Consider the following 19,172-nt stretch of genomic DNA (forward strand, 5'->3'; position numbering starts at 1 on the left):
TTGCACTAGGACAATTGAATCGTAACGCCTCACGCGGGATGCTTGAACGCAGTCGCCGGAGGAGCCATCGATGCACAACTGGAAGAAGGCCCTGGCTAACGCTCGCCCGGGCGAATCGAAGTACAAGCTGCTGGTCCAGGCAGTCGCCGCCGATATCGAACAGGGTACCCTGATCGACGGCCAGCGGTTGCCACCGCAACGCCAGGTTTCGGATGCCCTGGGCATCAGCGTGCAGACCGTGACCAACGCCTACAAGGAGCTGGAGCGCCAGGGCCGCGTGCGTTGCGAGGTGGGCCGTGGCAGTTTCGTTTCGCGGCGCACCAGCGAGCGGGTGGCCACCAGCATGCTCGATCAAACCGAGCAGGCGCTGATGGACTTTTCCAACGCGCGCATCCTGCACACCGATGCCCACGATCGCCTGTGGCGACAGACCTGTCTGGAGCTGGCGCAGGAGCCGGATCAGCCGTGGATTCACGCCTTTCGCCCGATAGCCGGCATGCAGCACCAGCGCGAGTCGGCAGTGCGCTGGCTGGCGCGTCTGGGCATGGATGTCGGTATCGAGGACGTGCTGCTGACCAGCGGCGCTGCCCACGGTATTTTCCTCGCCCTGGCCACCCTCGCCGGCCCGGATGACGTGGTGCTCTGCGAAGGCCTGACCGACCACGGCGCCATCGGCAGCTCGCAGGTGCTCGGCTTCACCCTCAAGGGCCTGGAGATGGATCGCTATGGGCTGAACCCTGAGCACTTCGAGGACATGTGCAGCAATGAGCGCATTACCGCGCTGGTTTGTACACCCAATCTGAACAATCCTACCAGCGCGTTGATGCCCGATGAGCGCCGCCGCGAGATCGCCGAGATCGCCCGCCGCTATGGCGTGTACATCATCGAAGATGACGTCTACGGCCCGCTGCTGGCCGGCCAGCAGGCCACGCGGCCGCTCAGCCATTACGCGCCGGAGCTGTCGTTCTACTGCACCAGCATGACCAAATCGGTGCTCACCGGCCTGCGCATAGGTTATCTGGTGATGCCCAAACGCCTGGCCCTGCGCACCGAGAGCATCCTGCGGGTCAACAGCTGGATGGCGCCGTCGCTGCTCGGTGAAATCGCCACGCGCTGGATCGATTCAGGTGAGGCAGAGGATCTGGTGCAGCTGCAGCGGCAATTGTTGGCCAACCGGCAGGCGCTGGTGGAGCAGGAACTGGGCGAGCACCTGATCGGCAACCATCCCTATTCGCTCAACAGCTGGTTGCGCGTGCCCGAAGGCTGGGAAACCGATGGCCTGCTGCGCGAGCTGCGTCGGCGCAACGTTGCGCTGACCTTGCCCGATCCCTTCGTCCCGCCCGGCATGCCTCGGCCGCGCGCGGTGCGCCTGTGCGTCGGCGCCGAATGCAGCGAAGCGAAGATGCGCCAGGGCGTGCAGATCGTGCGTGACGTCTTCGAGCAGTACCCGAAGGTGCATGATTTTTAGCGCTGTTGAAGAGTTTCGCGGCTGAAGCCGCTCCTACAACACTTCCAACGGTACAAGGATTTAGCCCCCTCTCCCGCTTGCGGGAGAGGGTTGGGGAGAGGGGCTCTTGTAGCCCGGATGAAATCCGGGAGTGGTTTGTTCCAATGCTTCCCGGATTTCATCCAGGCTACAAGCGGATGCGCGCGGCGCACCCTACGGTCGACGTGTCTGTAGGGTGCGCCGTGCGCACCGATTTCCACATGGCACAAACGCCCAGATAAAAAATCGTCCTAGTACATTCAGCCACTCAATTTCCCGCTCATACACTCGGCCGCACACCTTCACGGAACGTGCGCCATGTCTTCCATCCCCTTCGATGACCTGCTTCAGGCCCGCCAGCGTATCGCCGGCCTGGTGCGTCAGACGCCGCTGGAACATTCGCCCAGCCTGAGTCGCCTGGCCGGTGTGCCGGTGTGGCTGAAGCTGGAATCGCAGCAGGCCACCGGCAGCTTCAAGCTGCGCGGCGCGAGCAATGCGGTGGCGCAGTTGGGTGCCAAGCAGAAGCGCCTCGGCGTGGTCACTGCCTCCACCGGCAACCATGGCCGTGCCCTTGCCTTCGCCGCCTCGCAGCAGGGTGTGAAGGCCATCGTTTGCCTCTCCGAGCTGGTGCCGCAGAACAAGGTGCGCGCCATTCGTGAGTTGGGCGCCGAGGTGGTGATCAGCGGCCGCAGCCAGGACGATGCCCAGCTCGAAGCCCTGCGCATTGCTCGCGAGCAGGGCGCCGCGTTTATCCCACCCTTCGACCACCCGCACGTGATCGCCGGCCAGGGCAGCCTGGGCCTGGAGATTCTCGAGCAGTGCCCGGATGTCTGCGAAGTGCTGGTGCCGCTGTCGGGCGGCGGCCTGTTCGCCGGCGTGGCGCTGGCGATCAAGGCGGCCAGTCCGGCGATTCGTACCTACGGCATCAGCATGCAACTGGGCGCGGCGATGCACGCCAGCCTGCAGGCCGGCGAGCCGGTCGAGGTGGAGGAGCTGCCGACCCTGGCCGATTCCCTCGGCGGCGGCATCGGCTTGGACAACCGCTACACCTACGCCCTCACCCGCGAGCTGTGCGACCAGGTGCACCTGCTCGACGAAGCTTCCATCGCCCGCGGCATTCGCCATGCCTACCGCGAGGAGCGACTGGTAATCGAAGGCGCCGCAGCGGTGGGCATCGCCGCCCTGCTCGACGGCCTGATCGAGCCGCGTGGCCCGGTGGTGGTGGTGATCAGCGGTCGCAACATTGATATCGACCAGCACCTGCGCGTGATCAACGGCGCCGACGCCTGAGGAGCCTCCATGGCCAAGACCCTGATTCTCAACCAGGCCGACCTGCGCGACTGCGTCGGCCTCGACACCGACAGCCTCGCGGTGGTGGAAAACGCCTTTCGCCTGCTCGCCACGGCCGCGGTGGCGATGCCGCCGATCCTGCGTCTGGACGTGCCTGAGCATAACGGCGAGGTGGACGTGAAGACTGCCTACCTGCCCGGCGTCGCCCATTTCGCGATCAAGGTCAGTCCCGGTTTCTTCGACAACCCCAAGCTTGGTTTACCCAGCCTCAATGGATTGATGATGCTGTTCTCGGCACAGACCGGTCTGGCCGATGCGCTGCTGCTGGACAACGGCTACCTCACCGCCGTGCGCACCGCGGCCGCTGGCGCCATCGCCGCCAAATGGCTGGCCCGCGAGGACGCCAAGGTGGTCGCCATCCTCGGTGCCGGCGAGCAGGCGCGCTTACAGTTGCAGGCTCTGCGCCTGGTGCGCGATGTAAGCGAGGTGCGTATCTGGGCGCGTGATCCCGCCAAGGCCCAGGCCATGGCCGCCGAGCTGGACGATGCGCGCGCGGTGGACAGCGTCGACGCGGCGCTGGATGGCGCCGATATCGCCATCACCACCACGCCGAGTCGCGAGCCACTGATCGAGCCGCAGCATCTGCGTCCGGGCCTGCATATCACCGCCATGGGCTCGGATGCCGAGCACAAGAACGAGATCGCCCCGGCCGTGCTGGCGCGGGTCGATGCCTACGTCGCCGACCGCCTGAGCCAGACCCGTGTGCTGGGCGAGCTGCACCACGCCATCGCCGCCGGCCTGGTGCATGCCGAGGATGACTTCGCCGAGCTCGGCCAGGTCATCGCCGGGCAGCGTCCCGGTCGCATCGCGCCCGACCAGATCACCCTGTGCGACCTCACCGGCACCGGGGCCCAGGACACCGCCATCGCCAGCCTCGCCTACCAGCGCGCTGTCGCGGCCGGCAAAGGCCTCAGTTTCGATTCATGAAACCTGCGGGCGCGGCACGCCGCGCCTGAATAACCGTTCCATCATGAGGGCAACCGCAATGTCCGAAATCGTCGTCAACCTCCCCTTCAGCCGGGAGGAATATGCCCAGCGCCTGGCCAAGACGCGCAGCGCCATGCAGGCCAGGGGCATCGAACTGCTGATCGTCACCGATCCGTCCAACATGGCCTGGCTCACCGGCTATGACGGCTGGTCGTTCTACGTGCACCAGTGCGTGCTGCTGGCGCTCGATGGCGAGCCGGTCTGGTATGGCCGTGGTCAGGACGCCAACGGCGCCAAGCGCACGGTGTTCATGCAGCAGAGCAACATCGTCGGCTACCCCGACCACTACGTGCAGTCCACCGAGCGCCACCCGATGGACTACCTGTCCAAGGAGGTCATCGCCGCACGTGGCTGGGACACACTCAGCATCGGTGTCGAGCTGGACAACTACTACTTCAGCGCCGCCGCCTATGGCTCGCTGCAGCGCAACCTGCCCAGCGCGCGCTTCGTCGACTCCACTGCGCTGGTCAACTGGCAGCGGGCGATCAAGTCGCCTACCGAAATCGGCTACATGCGCGTCGCGGCGAAGATCGTCGAGAAGATGCACGCGGCGATCTTCGACAAGATCGAACCGGGCCTGCGCAAGAACGAGCTGGTCGCCGAGATCTACCGCACCGGCATCCTCGGTGCCGACGGCCACGGCGGCGACTACCCGGCCATCGTGCCGCTGTTGCCCACCGGCGCCGATGCCAGCGCACCGCACCTGACCTGGGACGACTCGCCGATGATCAGCGGTGCCGGCACCTTCTTCGAGATCGCCGGCTGCTACAAGCGCTACCACTGCCCGCTGTCGCGCACTATTTACCTGGGCAAGCCGCCTCAGCATTTCCTCGATGGCGAGAAAGCCGTGGTCGAAGGCATCGCCGCCGGCCTGGAGGCTGCAAAACCGGGCAATACCACCGGCGATATCGCCCGTGCTTTCTTCAAGGTGCTGGAGAAGTTCGGCATCCACAAGGACAGCCGCTGCGGCTACCCCATCGGTATCAGTTATCCGCCGGACTGGGGCGAGCGCACCATGAGTCTGCGTCCGAGCGACGAGAGCGTGCTGCAGCCAGGGATGACCTTCCACTTCATGCCCGGCCTGTGGCTGGACGACTGGGGCCTGGAGATCACCGAATCGATCCTGATCACCGACAGCGGCGTGGAAACCCTCTGCGACGTACCGCGCAAGCTGTTCGTGAAGGATTGATGCCGCTTGATTGTAGGAGCCGGCTTGCCGGCGATCCGCATCAACAACGCATCGCTGGCAAGCCAGCTCCTACGAAAAGCGGCGCTATCGAGACATCCACTTATGCCGGGCTTTGCACCATGACCCAACTGCGCGACAACCCCATCAGCCCCACGGTCGATTTCGACCGTGACGGCGTACAACACGGCTTCCTCAAGCTGCCCTATTCCCGCGACGACTCGGCCTGGGGCGCGGTGATGATCCCGGTTACCGTGGTGAAGCACGGCAGCGGCCCCACCGCGCTGCTTACCGGCGGCAACCACGGTGACGAGTACGAAGGCCCGCTGGCACTGAGCAAGCTGGCCCAGCGCCTGCGCGCCGAGGACGTCACTGGCCGAGTGATCATCGTGCCGTTCATGAACACCCCGGCGGTGCAGGCTGGCACCCGCACCTCGCCCATCGACAAGGGCAACCTCAACCGCAGCTTCCCCGGCAAGCCGGACGGCACGGTGACGCAGAAGATCGCCGATTACTTCCAGCGCACGCTGCTGCCGCTGGCCGACGTGGTGCTGGACATCCACTCCGGCGGCAAGACCCTGGACTTCCTGCCGTTCGCCGCCTGCCACATGTTGCCGGATGCGGCCCAGGACGCTGCCTGCGCCGCCGGCATGCGCGCCTTCGCCGCGCCCTACTGCATGCGCATGCTGGAACTGGACGCAGTGGGCATGTACGACACCGCCGCCGAGGAGCTGGGCAAGGTGTTCGTCACCACCGAACTGGGTGGCGGCGGTAGCAGCACGGCGAAAAGCCTGGCCATCGCCGAGCGCGGGGTGCGCAACCTGCTGATCCACTTCGGCTTGCTGCAGGGTGAAATCGAAGCCGGTGAATCGGTGATGCTGGATATGCTCGACGGCGACTGCTTCGTCGCCAGCGAGGATGACGGCCTGCTGGAGATGTGCCGTGACCTCGGCGAGCACGTCGAGAAAGGCGAGGTAATCGCCCGCGTGCACAGCGCCCGTCGCACCGGCGAGCCGGCCCGGGAATACCGCGCCAAACGCAGCGGCCTGCTCGCTGCGCGGCATTTTCCGGGGTTGGTGAAAGGTGGTGATACCCTCGCGGTCATCGCCGAGGTGGTGAGTTGAGAAACCCAACCTGCAGCCGCTGTGAGAGCGCCTGGCCATGCTCATGAACGCCGGTAAGGCAAAAACTTCGCGAGCAAGCTCGCTCCTACAAGCCTCGCATCGTTCCCAAGATAGGCGTACTGCCGATGCACAAGCTCGACCGCTATGACCTGAAGATCCTGCGCATCCTCGAAGGCGACGGGCGGATCACCAAGTCGGCCCTGGCCGAGGCGATCAACCTGTCGGTGACGCCTGCCTGGGAGCGGGTGCGCAAGCTGGAAAGCGCCGGGCTGATTAAGGGCTACCGCGCGCAGATCGATTGGGCAGCGCTGTTTCGCAGCCAACAGGTGCTGGTGGAAATCACCCTGGCCCGCCACACCGCGCAGGACATGCGCCGCTTCGAGCAGCGCCTGAGCGAGGCGCCGGAGGTGGGCTTCTGCTACGCCACCGGTGGCGGCGTCGATTACATCGCGATGATCCGCGCCCGCGACATCGACCACTACCAGCGCTTCATCGACCAACTGCTGCTGGAAGACCTCGGCATCGAGCGCTACTTCACTTACATCGTCACCAAGACCATCAAGGCGGACACGGCAGGTGCGCCCGCAGAACTGGACGACTAAGGTACGCCGCCATGAGATGTCGGGCATCTGGTGGGTTAGCCGCCTGCCGAGGTGACCGAGCGTTTCACCCCATTGGCTGCGGCGTAACCCACCATCGGAGCGCTACGTTTCATCGCCTGTGGTTACGCGCCGCGATAGTGGGCATCTTCGATTCACGTTCAGCGTCGCTAACCCACTCTACAGTCAGTGGCTCGACCGAGGGCAGCAGCTCTTCGTCTTCACCGCCGTCAGGCCATCGCCGTGGCTACTCACGCCGTCGGTATGGGTCGCTCCGTGGCCTTAACGGCCTGTAGGGGCGGCTCAGACGGAGGGGTGCAATTGGGCGCGATTGGTCGGGAATACGAAGGCTTCAGCGGCAAACCGTTCGTCGACTCGTCTCGCTTGAAAATGAACCAAAGACTTTTCCAGGCAGTCCGTCTCCGGGACGGGCAGGAGGTCCGTTTCCGATGCAATGCCTTGATTCGGAAGGGCTTCCGCGCAAAGGCCAATCACCAGGGTCACTGGGTTTGAATAAATTCTTCATGTCACTTTGCCTGGGAGGCGCTCTTTTACTGGGAATTTGTACCCAAGCCTCCGCCACCTTTCGCATTCACACCATTCCAGCCACTGCGCCAGCGGCCGCGCCCAAACCGGCCAGCGAAGTGATCGACCGCGCCCTCGGTGCACTGGGCACGCCTTACCGCTGGGGTGGTACCAGCCTGCGCCACGGCTTCGATTGCAGCGGCCTGGTGCAATATGCATTCAAGACTCAGGACGACCTCGACCTGCCGCGTACCTCGCGCGCACTGTCACGCCTGGATGCACCGTCGGTGAAGCGCAGCGATCTGCAGCCCGGCGATCTGCTGTTCTTCCGCATTCGCAGCCGCTCGGTGGATCACGTGGCCATCTACATCGGTGAGGGCCGCTTCGTCCACGCGCCGCGGCGCGGCACCAAGGTGCGTATCGACCGCCTCAACAATTCGTACTGGCAGCGTCATTTCCAACTGGCCAAGCGGGTGGTGCCGGAGGCCTGAGTCAGCGACGGCGCGACCTTTCATCCGAGCGGCCTGGCCATCTGCGGCAAAACCTATCCCGTGGGTCAACAACGCGCTAGAATGCGCGCCGCTCGTGGCCATGTCGGCTGCGGCAGTGGGTTCCCTCACCCCACTTCATGAAAAAGGACATCGATATGACCCTGATTCCTGCGTCGGTCAGTCGGCCCGTGCTGGCCGGCCTGATCGCCTTCCATATCCTCATCATCATCGCCAGCAACTACCTGGTGCAGCTGCCGATCACCCTGTTCGGCTGGCATACCACCTGGGGTGCGTTCAGCTTCCCGTTCATCTTCCTGGCCACCGACCTGACCGTGCGTCTGATCGGCAAGCATGCCGCACGGGTGGTGATCGCCCGGGTGATGCTACCTGCGCTGGTCGCCTCCTACGTGGTGTCGGTGCTGTTCCACGAAGGTGCATTTGGCGGCCTGTTGGCGCTGGGCGAATTCAACCTGTTTGTCTTCCGTATCGCCGTGGCCAGTTTCCTGGCCTACGCCTTCGGCCAGTTGCTCGATATCCAGGTGTTCGACCGTTTGCGGCAGATGCGCCAGTGGTGGGTCGCGCCGACGGCCTCGACCATCCTCGGCAACCTGCTCGATACCTTCCTGTTCTTCTCGGTGGCCTTCTGGCGCAGCGACGATCCGTTCATGGCGGCCAACTGGGTGGAGATCGCCACGGTGGACTACGTGATCAAGCTGGCCATCAGCCTGATCCTCTTCGTGCCGCTGTACGGCATGCTGCTCAGTGCCATCGTGCGGGCGTTGCCGCAGCGTACCGCCACGGCCTGAGCTGAATCCGTAGCCCGGATGCAATCCGGGAATGTTCTGTGCCCTGCCCCGGATTTCATCCGGGCTACGCCACACGAGAATTCTCCTATTGCCCCGCCACCTTCAGAAAAAACTGAGGTGACGCCGGGGGCGCTTGGAAAAAACGCCAAGCCACCCTTCCCTAGCATGTCTCCCATGCCCATCGGCCCGGAGACATTGCCATGCCCCTCGACCATCCCCTGCTGTTCAAATCGCTGTGCTACGTCGACGGTCACTGGCTGCACAGTGACGACGGCGCCAGCATCGCCGTGCACAACCCGGCCGACCAGAGCGTGATCGGCCATGTGCCGATGCTTGGCCAGACGCAGATCATCGCCGCGGTGGACGCCGCCCAGCGCGCCTTCGCCGACTGGCGCGAGCAGAGCCTGGAAACCCGCGCGGCGTTGCTGCGGCGCTGGGCCGAGCTGATCCTGCAGCATCAGGAAGACCTGGCGCGCATCCTCAGCCAGGAACAGGGCAAGCCGTTGGCCGAAGCCCGTGGCGAGATCCGCTACGCCGCCAGCTTCATTCCCTGGTTCGCCGAAGAGGCGCGCCGGCTCTACGGCCAGACCATTCCCAGCCATATCCCCGGTGCCCAGCTCGGTACGCTGAAGGAGCCGGTCGGCGTTTGCGCGCTGCTCACACCCTGGAATTTCCCCAGTGCGATGATCACCCGCAAGGCCGCCGCTGCCCTGGCCGCCGGCTGCACCGTGGTGGTCAAACCGGCGCACGAGACGCCCTATTCCGCCTTTGCCCTGGCCCAATTGGCCGAGGAAGCCGGGCTGCCCGCCGGCGTGTTCAACGTGGTGCTGGGCGAACCGCAGATGGCTATGGAAACCCTGGTCAAGGACACGCGGGTGCGTTCGGTGAGCTTCACCGGCTCGACCCGCGTCGGCAAGCTGGTGCTGCAGGCCGCTGCCGAAGATGTGAAGAAGGTGGCGCTGGAGCTGGGCGGCAACGCGCCGTTGATCGTCTGCGCTGACGCCGACCTGGATCACGCCGTGCAGGTGGCGCTGGACGCCAAGTTCCAGACCTCCGGCCAGGACTGCTGCGCTGCCAACCGTATCCTGGTCGAGCGCCCTGTTTATGAAGAATTTCTACAGCGCTTCGCCAAGGCCGTGCGCGACCTGCACGTCGGCCCGGGCCATGACGCGCGCAATCAGATCGGCCCGCTGATGCACCAGGCCGCGCTGGACGTGACGGCCGCCCGGGTCGCCGATGCCATCGAACAGGGCGCGCGCCTGCTGGCCGGTGGCGAGCCGCATGCGCTGGGCGGCTGGTTCTGGCAGCCGACGCTGTTGGCCGACGTTACCGACAGCATGCGCATCTACCGCGAGGAGAACTTCGCCCCCATCGCCGGCGTGCGCGCCTTCGACAACCTGGACGAGGCTGTGACCATGGCCAACGACACCGAATACGGTCTGGCCGCCTACATTTGTTCCAACCGCGTGGACGTCGTCCACCCGCTGATCCGCCGCCTCGACCACGCCATGGTCGCGGTCAACGGCACCAAGTTCACCGGCCACCCGATCCCATTCGGTGGCATGAAAGCCTCAGGCCTCGGCCGTGAGGGCGGCACGGAAGGCTTCGAGCCCTTCGTCGAGACCAAATACTTCTGCATTCATCATCAGGGCCAGCGCTACTGAGCCAAACCGGAGGATTTTTCATGAGCCATTACGACGAGTTGTTCGCCCAGGACCGTGCCCACTTCATGCACCCGTCCACCCACGCCCACGATCACGCCAGCGGCGCGCTCAAGGGCCGTATCATCACCGGCGCCTCGGGTATCCGTATTCGTGACCATGAAGGCCGCGAGCTGCTCGACGCCTTCGCCGGGCTGTACTGCGTGAACATCGGTTACGGTCGCACCGAGGTGGCCGAGGCGATCTACAAGCAGGCCAAGGAGCTGGCCTACTACCACACCTACGTGGGCCACTCGACCGAGGCGATCATCGAGCTGTCGGCGCGCATCATCGACTGGGCGCCCAAGGGCATGAAGAAGGTCTATTACGGTCTGTCCGGCTCCGACGCCAACGAGACCCAGATCAAGCTGGTGCGTTACTACAACAACGTGCTCGGCCGCCCAGCGAAGAAGAAGATCATCTCCCGCCAGCGCGGCTACCACGGCTCGGGCATCATGACCGGCAGCCTCACCGGCCTGGCCAGCTTCCACCAGCACTTCGACCTGCCCCACGCGGACATCAAGCACGCCGCCTGCCCGCACTTCTACAAGGCGCCGGCCGGCATGGACGAGGCAGCCTTCGTCCGCCACTGCGCCGAGGATCTGGAGCGTCTGATCCTGGCCGAGGGGCCGGAGACCGTGGCCGCCTTTATCGGCGAGCCGGTGATGGGCACCGGCGGCATCATCGTCCCGCCCACCGGTTACTGGGAGGCGATCCAGGCGGTGCTGGCCAAGTACGACATCCTGCTGATCGCCGACGAAGTGGTCTGCGCCTTCGGTCGTCTGGGCACGCCGATGGGCAGCCAGATGTTCGGCATGCAGCCGGACCTGATCACTACCGCCAAGGGCCTGACCAGTGCCTACGCGCCGCTGTCGGCGGTGATTGTCGGCGAGAAGGTGTGGAGCGTGATCGATGAGGCCTCCAGCCGTGACGGCGCCATGGGCCATGGCTGGACCTACTCCGGCCATCCGATCTGCGCCGCCGCTGCGCTGGCCAACCTGGATATTCTCGAAAAGGAAAATATCTCTGCCAACGCCGCTGACGTCGGCGCCTACCTCAACCAGCAACTGCGCCAGACCTTCGAAGGTCATCCCCTGGTGGGCGAAGTGCGCGGTGTCGGCATGCTCGCGGCGCTGGAGTTCATGGCTGACAAAGAGGCGCGCACGCCATTCGATGCCGCGCTCAAGGTCGGCCCGCGTGTCTCTGCCGCCTGCCTGGAACGCGGCATGATCGCCCGCGCCATGCCGCACGGCGACATCCTCGGCTTCGCCCCGCCGCTGGTACTGACCAAGGCCGAGGCGGACGAGGTAGTGGGGATCGCCAAGGCGGCGGTGGATGCGGTGGCCAGCGAGGTGCTCTGAGCTCGATAGCGCGAATAGGTTGCCATCCTGTGGAAAGGGCTTCAGCTGCGATGGCTGAGCCCTGATCCTGGATCGGCTACCTCCAGAATGCCCAGAAGCTCGCCGCTGAAGCGCCTCCTACAGTCCGTAGGGGCTTTTCGATCAGCGGGGTGGTACTGAGCTTGTGGGAGGGGCTTTAGCCGCGATTGCTCCCCGGCTTGTCCAGCTTGCGCAAAAACACGGTCATTTCCTTCTCGGCCTGCTTGTCGCCCTTGGCTTGGGCGGCAGCGATGCCCTGCTGCCAGGACTGGCGCGCGCCGTCGATGTCGCCTTCGGCCTGCAGCGCTTTGCCTAGCAGCTTCCACGCCGCTGAATAGGCCGGGTCGAATTCCACGCAGCGTTGCAGGTGCTCGGCCGCCTGCACCGTATTACCGCCATCCAGGTGGGCCTTGCCCAGGCCGAACCGCAGCAGAGCGTTGTCCATACCCTTGGCCAACATCTTTTCCAGTGCTTCAGTGCTCACAGGGAGTCTCCTTCGTCGGCCTCGCTGGTGTCGATTGTAGGAGCGAGCTCTGCTCGCGAATCTCAGCCGCTCGAAACGCTTCGCGAGCAGAGCTCGTTCCTACGAAATTTGTCTTCTATAGCTTCAGAAGAACGTCAGACCCGCCTGGAACAGGCGCTCGACGTCGCGGATGTACTTCTTGTCGACCAGGAACAGGATCACGTGGTCACCAGACTCGATCACCGTGTCGTCATGGGCGATCAGCACCTGTTCGTCGCGGATGATGGCGCCGATGGTGGTGCTTGGTGGCAGGGCGATGTCTTCGATGGCGCGGCCGATCACCTTGCTCGATTTGGCATCGCCATGGGCGATCACCTCCAGCGCCTCGGCGGCGCCACGGCGCAGGCTGTGCACGCTTTCGATATCGCCACGGCGCACGTGGGTCAGCAGGGTACCGATGGTGGCCAGCTGCGGGCTGATGGCGATGTCGATCTCGCCGCCCTGCACCAGATCGACATAGGCCGGGTTGTTGATGATGGTCATCACCTTGCGCGCACCCAGGCGCTTGGCCAGCAGCGAGGACATGATGTTGGCCTCGTCGTCGTTGGTCAGGGCGAGGAAGATGTCGGCATCGTTGATGTTCTCTTCCACCAGCAGGTCGCGATCCGAGGCACTGCCCTGCAGCACGATGGTGCTGTCGAGGTTCTCCGACAGATAGCGGCAGCGCGCTGGGTTCATCTCGATGATCTTCACCTGGTAGCGACTTTCGATGGCCTCGGCCAGACGCTCGCCGATATTGCCGCCACCGGCGATCACCACGCGCTTGTAGCTGTCCTCGAGACGACGCATCTCGCTCATCACCGCACGAATGTGCGCCTTGGCAGCGATGAAGAACACTTCGTCATCGGCCTCGATCACGGTGTCGCCCTTGGGCATGATCGGCCGGTTGCGGCGGAAGATCGCCGCGACGCGGGTGTCGACATTGGGCATGTGCTGGCGCAACTGGCGCAGTTGCTGGCCCACCAGCGGGCCGCCGTAGTAGGCCTTGACCGCCACCAGCTGCGCCTTGCCTTCGGCGAAGTCGATCACCTGCAGGGCGCCGGGGTATTCGATCAGGCGCTTGATGTAGTTGGTCACCACCTGCTCGGGGCTGATCAGCACGTCGACCGGAATCGCTTCGTTGTCGAACAGCGCCTCGCGGGTCAGGTAGGCCGCCTCGCGCACCCGGGCGATCTTGGTCGGCGTGTGGAACAGGGTGTAGGCCACCTGACAGGCCATCATGTTGACTTCGTCGCTGTTGGTCACCGCCACCAGCATGTCGGCATCATCGGCGCCAGCCTGGCGTAGCACGGTGGGGAAGGAGCCCTTGCCCTGCACGGTGCGGATGTCCAGGCGGTCGCCGAGGTCGCGCAGGCGATCACCATCGGTGTCGACCACGGTGATGTCGTTGGCCTCGCTGGCGAGGTGTTCCGCCAGGGTGCCGCCCACTTGGCCGGCGCCGAGAATGATGATTTTCACCGATACGCTCCGTTGGAAATATTGGCAACCGTCACTCCCGCGAAGGCGGGAGCCCAGGTGCTTCGGTTTTCTGGGTTCCCGCCTTCGCGGGACAGCGCTTGCGCTGAACGCACTTTAGTGTGGCCCGAATAGGGCGAGCGCAGCGAGTAATGACGACTATTTCAGAGTACCTGTGGCCTTTTGAACAGCTTGGCATAGTAGAAGCCGTCGTGGCCGTCCAGCTGTGGCAGCAACTGGCGACCGTGGGCGGGCTGCAGGCCGAAATCGCCCTCGATGGCTATTTCTCGGGCATCGGGGGTGCGGGCGAGGAAGGCAGCGATGGTTTCGCTGTTTTCCGTCGGCAGCACCGAGCAGGTGGCGTAGAGCAGGATGCCGCCAGGCGCGAGGGTCGGCCACAACGCATCGAGCAGCTCGCCCTGTAGCTGGGCCAGGGCGGGAATGTCTTCAGGTTTGCGAGTCAGCTTTATGTCCGGATGACGGCGGATCACCCCGGTGGCCGAGCACGGCGCATCGAGCAGGATGCGCTGGAATGGCTGGCCGTCCCACCAGGCGCCGGTATCGCGGCCGTCGGCGGCGATCAGGGTGGCGTCGAGTTGCAGGCGTTCGAGGTTTTCGCGAACGCGCGCCAGGCGCTTGGCTTCCAGATCCACGGCGACCACTTCGCTGAGTCCCGGCTCGACTTCCAGCAGGTGACAGGTCTTACCGCCTGGTGCCGAGCAGGCATCCAGCACACGTTGGCGTGGCGCCAGTTCGAGCAGGTCGGCAGCCAGTTGCGCGGCTTCGTCCTGCACGCTGACGCGGCCTTCCTTGAAGCCCGGCAGGGTGGTCACGTCGCAGGGTTGCAGCAGGCGCACGCCATCGCGGCTGAAGGTACAGGGTTCGGCATCGATGCCGGCGCTGCGCAGCTCGGCGAGATAGTCATCGCGGCTGCCATGACGGCGATTGACCCGCAGGATCAGCGGCGGATGCGCGTTGTTGGCGGCGCAGATGGCTTGCCAGTGCTCGGGCCAGAAGGCCTTGAGCTTTTTTTGCAGCCAGCGCGGGTGCGCGGTGTGTAGCACCGGGTCGCGATCCAGTTCGGCGAAAATCTCTTCATGCTCGCGTTGTGCGCGGCGCAGTACGGCATTGAGCAAGCCCTTGGCCCAGGGCTTTTTCAGCGCTCCGGCGCAGCCTACTGTCTCGCCGATGGCGGCATGCTCCGGGATGCGGCTGTGCAGCAACTGATAGAGGCCTATCAGCAGCAGCGCTTCCACGTCCTTGTCGGCAGCCTTGAAGGGTTTTTCCAGCAGTTTGTCGGCCAGCAGTTGCAGGCGCGGTTGCCAGCGTGCGGCGCCGAAGGCCAGGTCCTGTGCCAGGGCACGGTCGTGGTGCTCGACCTTGTCCAGCTGCGGCGGCAGGCTGCTGCCCAGAGAAGCCTTGCCGGAGAGCACGGCAGTCAGGGCGCGGGCGGCGGCCAGGCGCGGGTTCATTGACCGAGTACCAGACCGGGGGCGAACTGCTCGCGGCGGCTGTTATATAGGTCGGCGAAGGCCAGCGGCTTGCCGCCGGGCAACTGCAGGCGGGTCAGGCGCAGTGCACATTCGCCGCAGGCCACGGTCAGGCCCTGCTTGTCGGCGGCGAGGATGGTGCCGGGAGCACCCTTGCCTACGCCGATCTCGGCCGCATGCACCTTGAGGGCATCACTGCCCAGCGTGGTGTGACAGATTGGCCAGGGGTGGAAGGCGCGCACCAGGCGCTCCAGTTCCACGGCCGGGCGGCTGAAGTCGAGGCGAGCCTCATCCTTGTTCAGTTTGTGTGCGTAGTTGGCCAGGGCATCGTCCTGCACTTCACCCTTCAGCGTGCCGGCAGCCAGGCCGTCGATGGCCTGCAGCACCGCCTGCGGGCCGAGCTGGGCGAGACGGTCATGCAGGCTGCCGCCGGTATCGTCAGCAGTAATCGGCGTGCTGACCTTGAGCAGCATCGGCCCGGTATCGAGGCCTGCCTCCATCTGCATCACGGTGACGCCGCTCTCGGCGTCGCCGGCCTGCACTGCGCGCTGGATCGGCGCAGCCCCGCGCCAGCGCGGCAGCAAGGAGGCGTGACTGTTGATGCAGCCCAGGCGCGGGGTGTCGAGTACCACCTGCGGCAGGATCAGGCCGTAGGCGACTACTACCATCAAGTCCGGCTTGAGCGCCGCCAGCTCGGCCTGCGCCTCTTCATTACGCAAGCTGGCCGGTTGGTAGACCGGGATGCCGTGCTCGACGGCGAGCTGTTTTACCGGGCTCGGCATCAGCTTCTGACCACGACCCGCCGGGCGATCCGGCTGGGTATAGACAGCGACGATCTGGTGCGGGCTGGCCAGCAGGGCCTTGAGGTGTTCGGCGGCGAATTCCGGGGTGCCGGCAAAGACGATACGCATGGGGTCACCAAAGAAAAAGGCTTGCCTGGCAGGTCACATGGAAACTACTGCGCTCGGTTATGCCGCGTTGAAAACAGGCTCGGACTGCTCATTTACAGCTCGTAAAGTCGAACGCGACTCCGACCGTTCCTCGTCTGTTTTCGCCTTGCCTAACCTTCGCTCGTGACGTTTCCATGCGACCTGCTACGCAAGCCTTGGGAATAAATGAATCAAGCGCGCTGACGATGCTGTTTTTCCAGCTTCTTCTTGATGCGGTCGCGCTTGAGGTTGGACAGGTAGTCGACGAACAGCTTGCCGTTGAGGTGATCGCACTCGTGCTGGATGCACACGGCGAGCAGGCCTTCGGCGATCAGCTCGTAGGGCTGGCCATCGCGATCCAGCGCCTTGATCTTGACCTTCTGTGGGCGGTCGACGTTCTCGTAGAAGCCGGGCACCGACAGGCAGCCTTCCTGGTACTGGTCCATCTCGTCGGTCAGCGACTCGAACTCGGGGTTGATGAACACCCGCGGTTCGGACTTGTCCTCGGACAGGTCCATGACCACCACGCGCTTGTGCACGTTGACCTGCGTCGCCGCCAGGCCGATACCGGGTGCGTCATACATGGTCTCGAACATGTCGTCGACCAGTTGACGGATGGAGTCATCCACGACGTCCACCGGTTTGGCGATGGTACGCAGGCGTGGATCAGGAAATTCGAGGATATTCAGGATCGCCATATGCGTTTGTGATGCACTTGTAGAATAAAGTCAAAATCCGCTGCTAAGATGATGAACAGCATTGAAAAACGGCTTCACGCCGCGGAATCAGCGGGTTTGGCACGCGGCGCTAGGGCGCTTCACGTGAAGGCACATAATAAAGGGATTCACCGTATGAGGAAATCACTACTCGCCCTGCTCTTTGCAGCGGGCGGACTGGCCCTGACCAGCTTGGCTCAGGCCGAAGTGCAACTCAAGGACGGTCACCCGGACCGCTACACAGTGGTCAAGGGCGATACCCTCTGGGACATTTCCGGCAAGTTCCTGCGCCAGCCGTGGAAATGGCCGGAGATCTGGCACGCCAACCCACAGGTCGCCAACCCGCACCTGATCTATCCCGGCGATACCCTCAATCTGGTCTACGTTGACGGTCAGCCGCGCCTGATGCTCAACCGCGGTGAGTCGCGCGGTACCATCAAGCTGTCGCCGCAGGTGCGCAGCACGCCAATGGCCGAAGCGATCCCGACTATCCCGCTGGAGGCGATCAACAGCTTCCTGCTGAGCAACCGTATCGTCGACACGCCGGAAGAATTCAACGGCAAGCCTTACGTCGTCGCCGGCAACGCCGAGCGCGTGGTCAGCGGCGCTGGCGATCGTGTCTACGCCCGTGGCGAGTTCGACGAACAGAACCCGATCTACGGCATCTTCCGTCAGGGCAAGACCTACGTGGACCCTGAGACTCAGGAATTCCTCGGTATCAACGCCGATGATGTCGGTTCTGGCGAGATCGTGGCCGAAGAAGGTGATGTCGGTACCCTGCTGCTGAAGCGCTCGACTCAGGAAGTACGCCTGGGAGATCGCCTGTTCCCCACCGAGGAGCGTGCGATCAACTCCACCTTCATGCCCAGCGAACCGATAACCGACATCGACGGCTTGATCCTCGATGTGCCGCGCGGCGTCAGCCAGATCGGCCAGTTCGACGTTGTCACCCTGAACAAGGGGCTGCGCGATGGCCTGGAAATCGGCAACGTGCTGGCGGTGTTCAAGACCGGCGAGACCGTACGTGACCGCGTTACCGGCGAAAACGTGAAGATCCCGGACGAGCGCTCCGGCTTGCTGATGGTGTTCCGCACCTATGACAAGCTCAGCTACGGTCTGGTACTGCAGGCCAGCCGTCAACTGGCGGTGATGGACAAGGTCCGCAACCCGTAATGCCCAACGAGCCCCGCACTAGCGGGGCTCGTGCTTTCTGGCCGCCAGGATGGCGGTGCGACTTATCAGGGAAGAATCGCCATGCCTGCATCCTCCTCGCTTTCCCCCGCCGTTTCTCCTGCCGAGCTCGAAGCCCGCTTGCGTCTGCATCTATTGCCAGAGCTGGGGCCGCGGCGCTTTCGCAAACTCCTGAGCGCTTTCGATAGCGCCTCGGCTGCGCTCAGTGCGCCGGCCAGCGCCTGGCGTGCGTTGGGGTTGCCGGCTGCCTGCGCCGAGCCCCGGCGCAGTGCGGATATCCGCGAGCGAGCGGCTGCTGCCCTGCACTGGCTGGATCAGCCTGATCAGCATGTGGTGATGTGGGACGATCCAGCCTATCCGGCTCTGCTCGGCGAGCTGGCGGATGCGCCGCCGCTGTTGTTCGTGGCGGGCGATCCGGGTGTGCTGGAGGCGCCGCAACTGGCCATGGTCGGCAGTCGACGCGCCTCGCAGCCCGGCCTGGATAACGCGCGGGCCTTTGCCCGTAGCCTGGCGGGCGGTGGTTTCGTCATCACCAGCGGTCTGGCATTGGGGATCGATGGCGCCGCGCATCAGGGGGCGCTGGAGGGCGGCGGCAAAACGGTGGCCGTGCTGGGCACTGGCTTGCAGTGCCTGTACCCGCGGCGGCATGTGGGGCTGGCGGCGCAGATCATCGAGCAAGGTGGCGCGCTGGTCTCAGAATTGCCTCTGGACTGTCCACCGCAGGCCAGTAATTTCCCGAGGCGCAACAGGATCATCAGTGGGTTGTCGCTGGGTGTACTGGTGGTCGAGGCCAGCCCTTCCAGTGGCTCACTGATCACCGCGCGCCTGGCCGCCGAGCAGGGGCGCGAGGTCTACGCCATTCCTGGCTCCATCCACCATCCCGGAGCGCGAGGCTGCCATCAACTGATTCGGGATGGCGCCACCCTGGTGGAAAGCATCGAGCATATCCTCGAAGCCCTGCATGGCTGGCAGACTCCAACCGCCGAACCTGTATCGGTGCCGCTTGCTAGCGTCGAGCATCCATTGCTGGTTTTGCTGCATGCCGCGCCGCACAGCACCGAGGCGCTGGTGCAGGCCAGCGGTTGGCCGCTGTCACAGGTGCTGGGAGCTTTGACCGAGTTGGAGCTCGATGGTCTGGTGTGTAACGAGGCCGGGCGTTGGCTGGCGCGCAATCGTTAACAGGCTGTTAAGGCCCGTGGCAGGCAACCATTGGCTTGGATAGACTGCCGCCCATT

Annotated in this window: 17 protein-coding genes; 12 read left to right on the forward strand and 5 right to left on the reverse strand. The window is 64.5% G+C overall.

Annotated elements, in window-relative coordinates; all coding sequences use genetic code 11:
- Positions 1-70 precede the first annotated feature (70 nt).
- The 10 genes from ehuR (at position 71) to BLS08_RS01135 (ending at position 11,615) form a co-directional block, all read left to right on the forward strand.
- A complete protein-coding gene (gene ehuR / locus BLS08_RS01090) occupies positions 71-1,468 on the forward strand; it encodes a MocR-like ectoine utilization transcription factor EhuR (protein WP_017676300.1) in 1,398 nt (465 codons plus the stop codon).
- 336 nt (positions 1,469-1,804) lie between these two features.
- Entirely contained in the window at positions 1,805-2,776 is a 972-nt protein-coding gene (gene eutB / locus BLS08_RS01095) for a hydroxyectoine utilization dehydratase EutB (protein WP_017676301.1), read from the forward strand.
- Positions 2,777-2,785: 9 nt separating this feature from the next.
- A complete protein-coding gene (gene eutC / locus BLS08_RS01100; RefSeq protein ID WP_017676302.1) occupies positions 2,786-3,763 on the forward strand; it encodes an ectoine utilization protein EutC in 978 nt (325 codons plus the stop codon).
- Positions 3,764-3,821: 58 nt separating this feature from the next.
- The gene (gene doeA, locus BLS08_RS01105) at positions 3,822-5,012 is read left to right on the forward strand and encodes an ectoine hydrolase DoeA (RefSeq protein ID WP_017676303.1); all 1,191 of its coding nucleotides are present in this window, start codon (positions 3,822-3,824) and stop codon (positions 5,010-5,012) included.
- Between the two features lie 119 nt (positions 5,013-5,131).
- Positions 5,132-6,133 (forward strand): N(2)-acetyl-L-2,4-diaminobutanoate deacetylase DoeB, encoded by a 1,002-nt coding sequence (gene doeB, locus BLS08_RS01110; RefSeq protein ID WP_017676304.1) that lies wholly within the window; start codon positions 5,132-5,134, stop codon positions 6,131-6,133.
- Positions 6,134-6,258: 125 nt separating this feature from the next.
- Positions 6,259-6,735, forward strand: a complete 477-nt coding sequence (locus BLS08_RS01115; protein ID WP_017676305.1) for an Lrp/AsnC family transcriptional regulator — start codon at positions 6,259-6,261, stop codon at positions 6,733-6,735.
- Positions 6,736-7,181: 446 nt separating this feature from the next.
- On the forward strand, positions 7,182-7,748 hold the full coding sequence (locus BLS08_RS01120; RefSeq protein ID WP_033377397.1) for a C40 family peptidase: 567 nt from the start codon (positions 7,182-7,184) through the stop codon (positions 7,746-7,748).
- Between the two features lie 155 nt (positions 7,749-7,903).
- On the forward strand, positions 7,904-8,554 hold the full coding sequence (locus BLS08_RS01125; RefSeq protein WP_017676308.1) for a 7-cyano-7-deazaguanine/7-aminomethyl-7-deazaguanine transporter: 651 nt from the start codon (positions 7,904-7,906) through the stop codon (positions 8,552-8,554).
- Between the two features lie 200 nt (positions 8,555-8,754).
- The gene (locus BLS08_RS01130) at positions 8,755-10,218 is read left to right on the forward strand and encodes an NAD-dependent succinate-semialdehyde dehydrogenase (protein WP_017676309.1); all 1,464 of its coding nucleotides are present in this window, start codon (positions 8,755-8,757) and stop codon (positions 10,216-10,218) included.
- Positions 10,219-10,238: 20 nt separating this feature from the next.
- Positions 10,239-11,615 carry an aspartate aminotransferase family protein gene (locus BLS08_RS01135; protein ID WP_017676310.1) on the forward strand — a complete coding sequence of 459 codons (1,377 nt, stop codon included), beginning with the start codon at positions 10,239-10,241 and terminating at the stop codon, positions 11,613-11,615.
- 175 nt (positions 11,616-11,790) lie between these two features.
- On the opposite strand, the gene BLS08_RS01140 is transcribed toward BLS08_RS01135, so the two are convergent.
- The 5 genes from BLS08_RS01140 to def form a co-directional block, all read right to left on the reverse strand.
- Positions 11,791-12,117 carry a tetratricopeptide repeat protein gene (locus BLS08_RS01140; protein ID WP_017676311.1) on the reverse strand — a complete coding sequence of 109 codons (327 nt, stop codon included), beginning with the start codon at positions 12,115-12,117 and terminating at the stop codon, positions 11,791-11,793.
- A 123-nt stretch (positions 12,118-12,240) separates the two neighbouring features.
- Positions 12,241-13,614, reverse strand: coding sequence for a Trk system potassium transporter TrkA (gene trkA, locus BLS08_RS01145; protein WP_017676312.1), 1,374 nt, complete (start codon positions 13,612-13,614; stop codon positions 12,241-12,243).
- 161 nt (positions 13,615-13,775) lie between these two features.
- On the reverse strand, positions 13,776-15,083 hold the full coding sequence (gene rsmB, locus BLS08_RS01150; RefSeq protein ID WP_017676313.1) for a 16S rRNA (cytosine(967)-C(5))-methyltransferase RsmB: 1,308 nt from the start codon (positions 15,081-15,083) through the stop codon (positions 13,776-13,778).
- The gene (gene fmt, locus BLS08_RS01155; RefSeq protein WP_017676314.1) at positions 15,080-16,012 is read right to left on the reverse strand and encodes a methionyl-tRNA formyltransferase; all 933 of its coding nucleotides are present in this window, start codon (positions 16,010-16,012) and stop codon (positions 15,080-15,082) included. Before fmt ends, rsmB begins: the two co-directional genes overlap by 4 nt.
- Positions 16,013-16,221: 209 nt before the next feature.
- Entirely contained in the window at positions 16,222-16,728 is a 507-nt protein-coding gene (gene def, locus BLS08_RS01160) for a peptide deformylase (protein WP_013713230.1), read from the reverse strand.
- A 153-nt stretch (positions 16,729-16,881) separates the two neighbouring features.
- On the opposite strand from def, the gene BLS08_RS01165 reads away from it, so the two are divergent.
- Positions 16,882-17,919 carry a LysM peptidoglycan-binding domain-containing protein gene (locus BLS08_RS01165; RefSeq protein WP_017676315.1) on the forward strand — a complete coding sequence of 346 codons (1,038 nt, stop codon included), beginning with the start codon at positions 16,882-16,884 and terminating at the stop codon, positions 17,917-17,919.
- 81 nt (positions 17,920-18,000) lie between these two features.
- On the forward strand, positions 18,001-19,116 hold the full coding sequence (dprA, locus tag BLS08_RS01170; protein ID WP_026088509.1) for a DNA-processing protein DprA: 1,116 nt from the start codon (positions 18,001-18,003) through the stop codon (positions 19,114-19,116).
- Positions 19,117-19,172 lie beyond the last annotated feature (56 nt).

This window comes from Ectopseudomonas chengduensis (assembly GCF_900102635.1).
Classification (GTDB): Bacteria; Pseudomonadota; Gammaproteobacteria; order Pseudomonadales; family Pseudomonadaceae; genus Aquipseudomonas; species Aquipseudomonas chengduensis.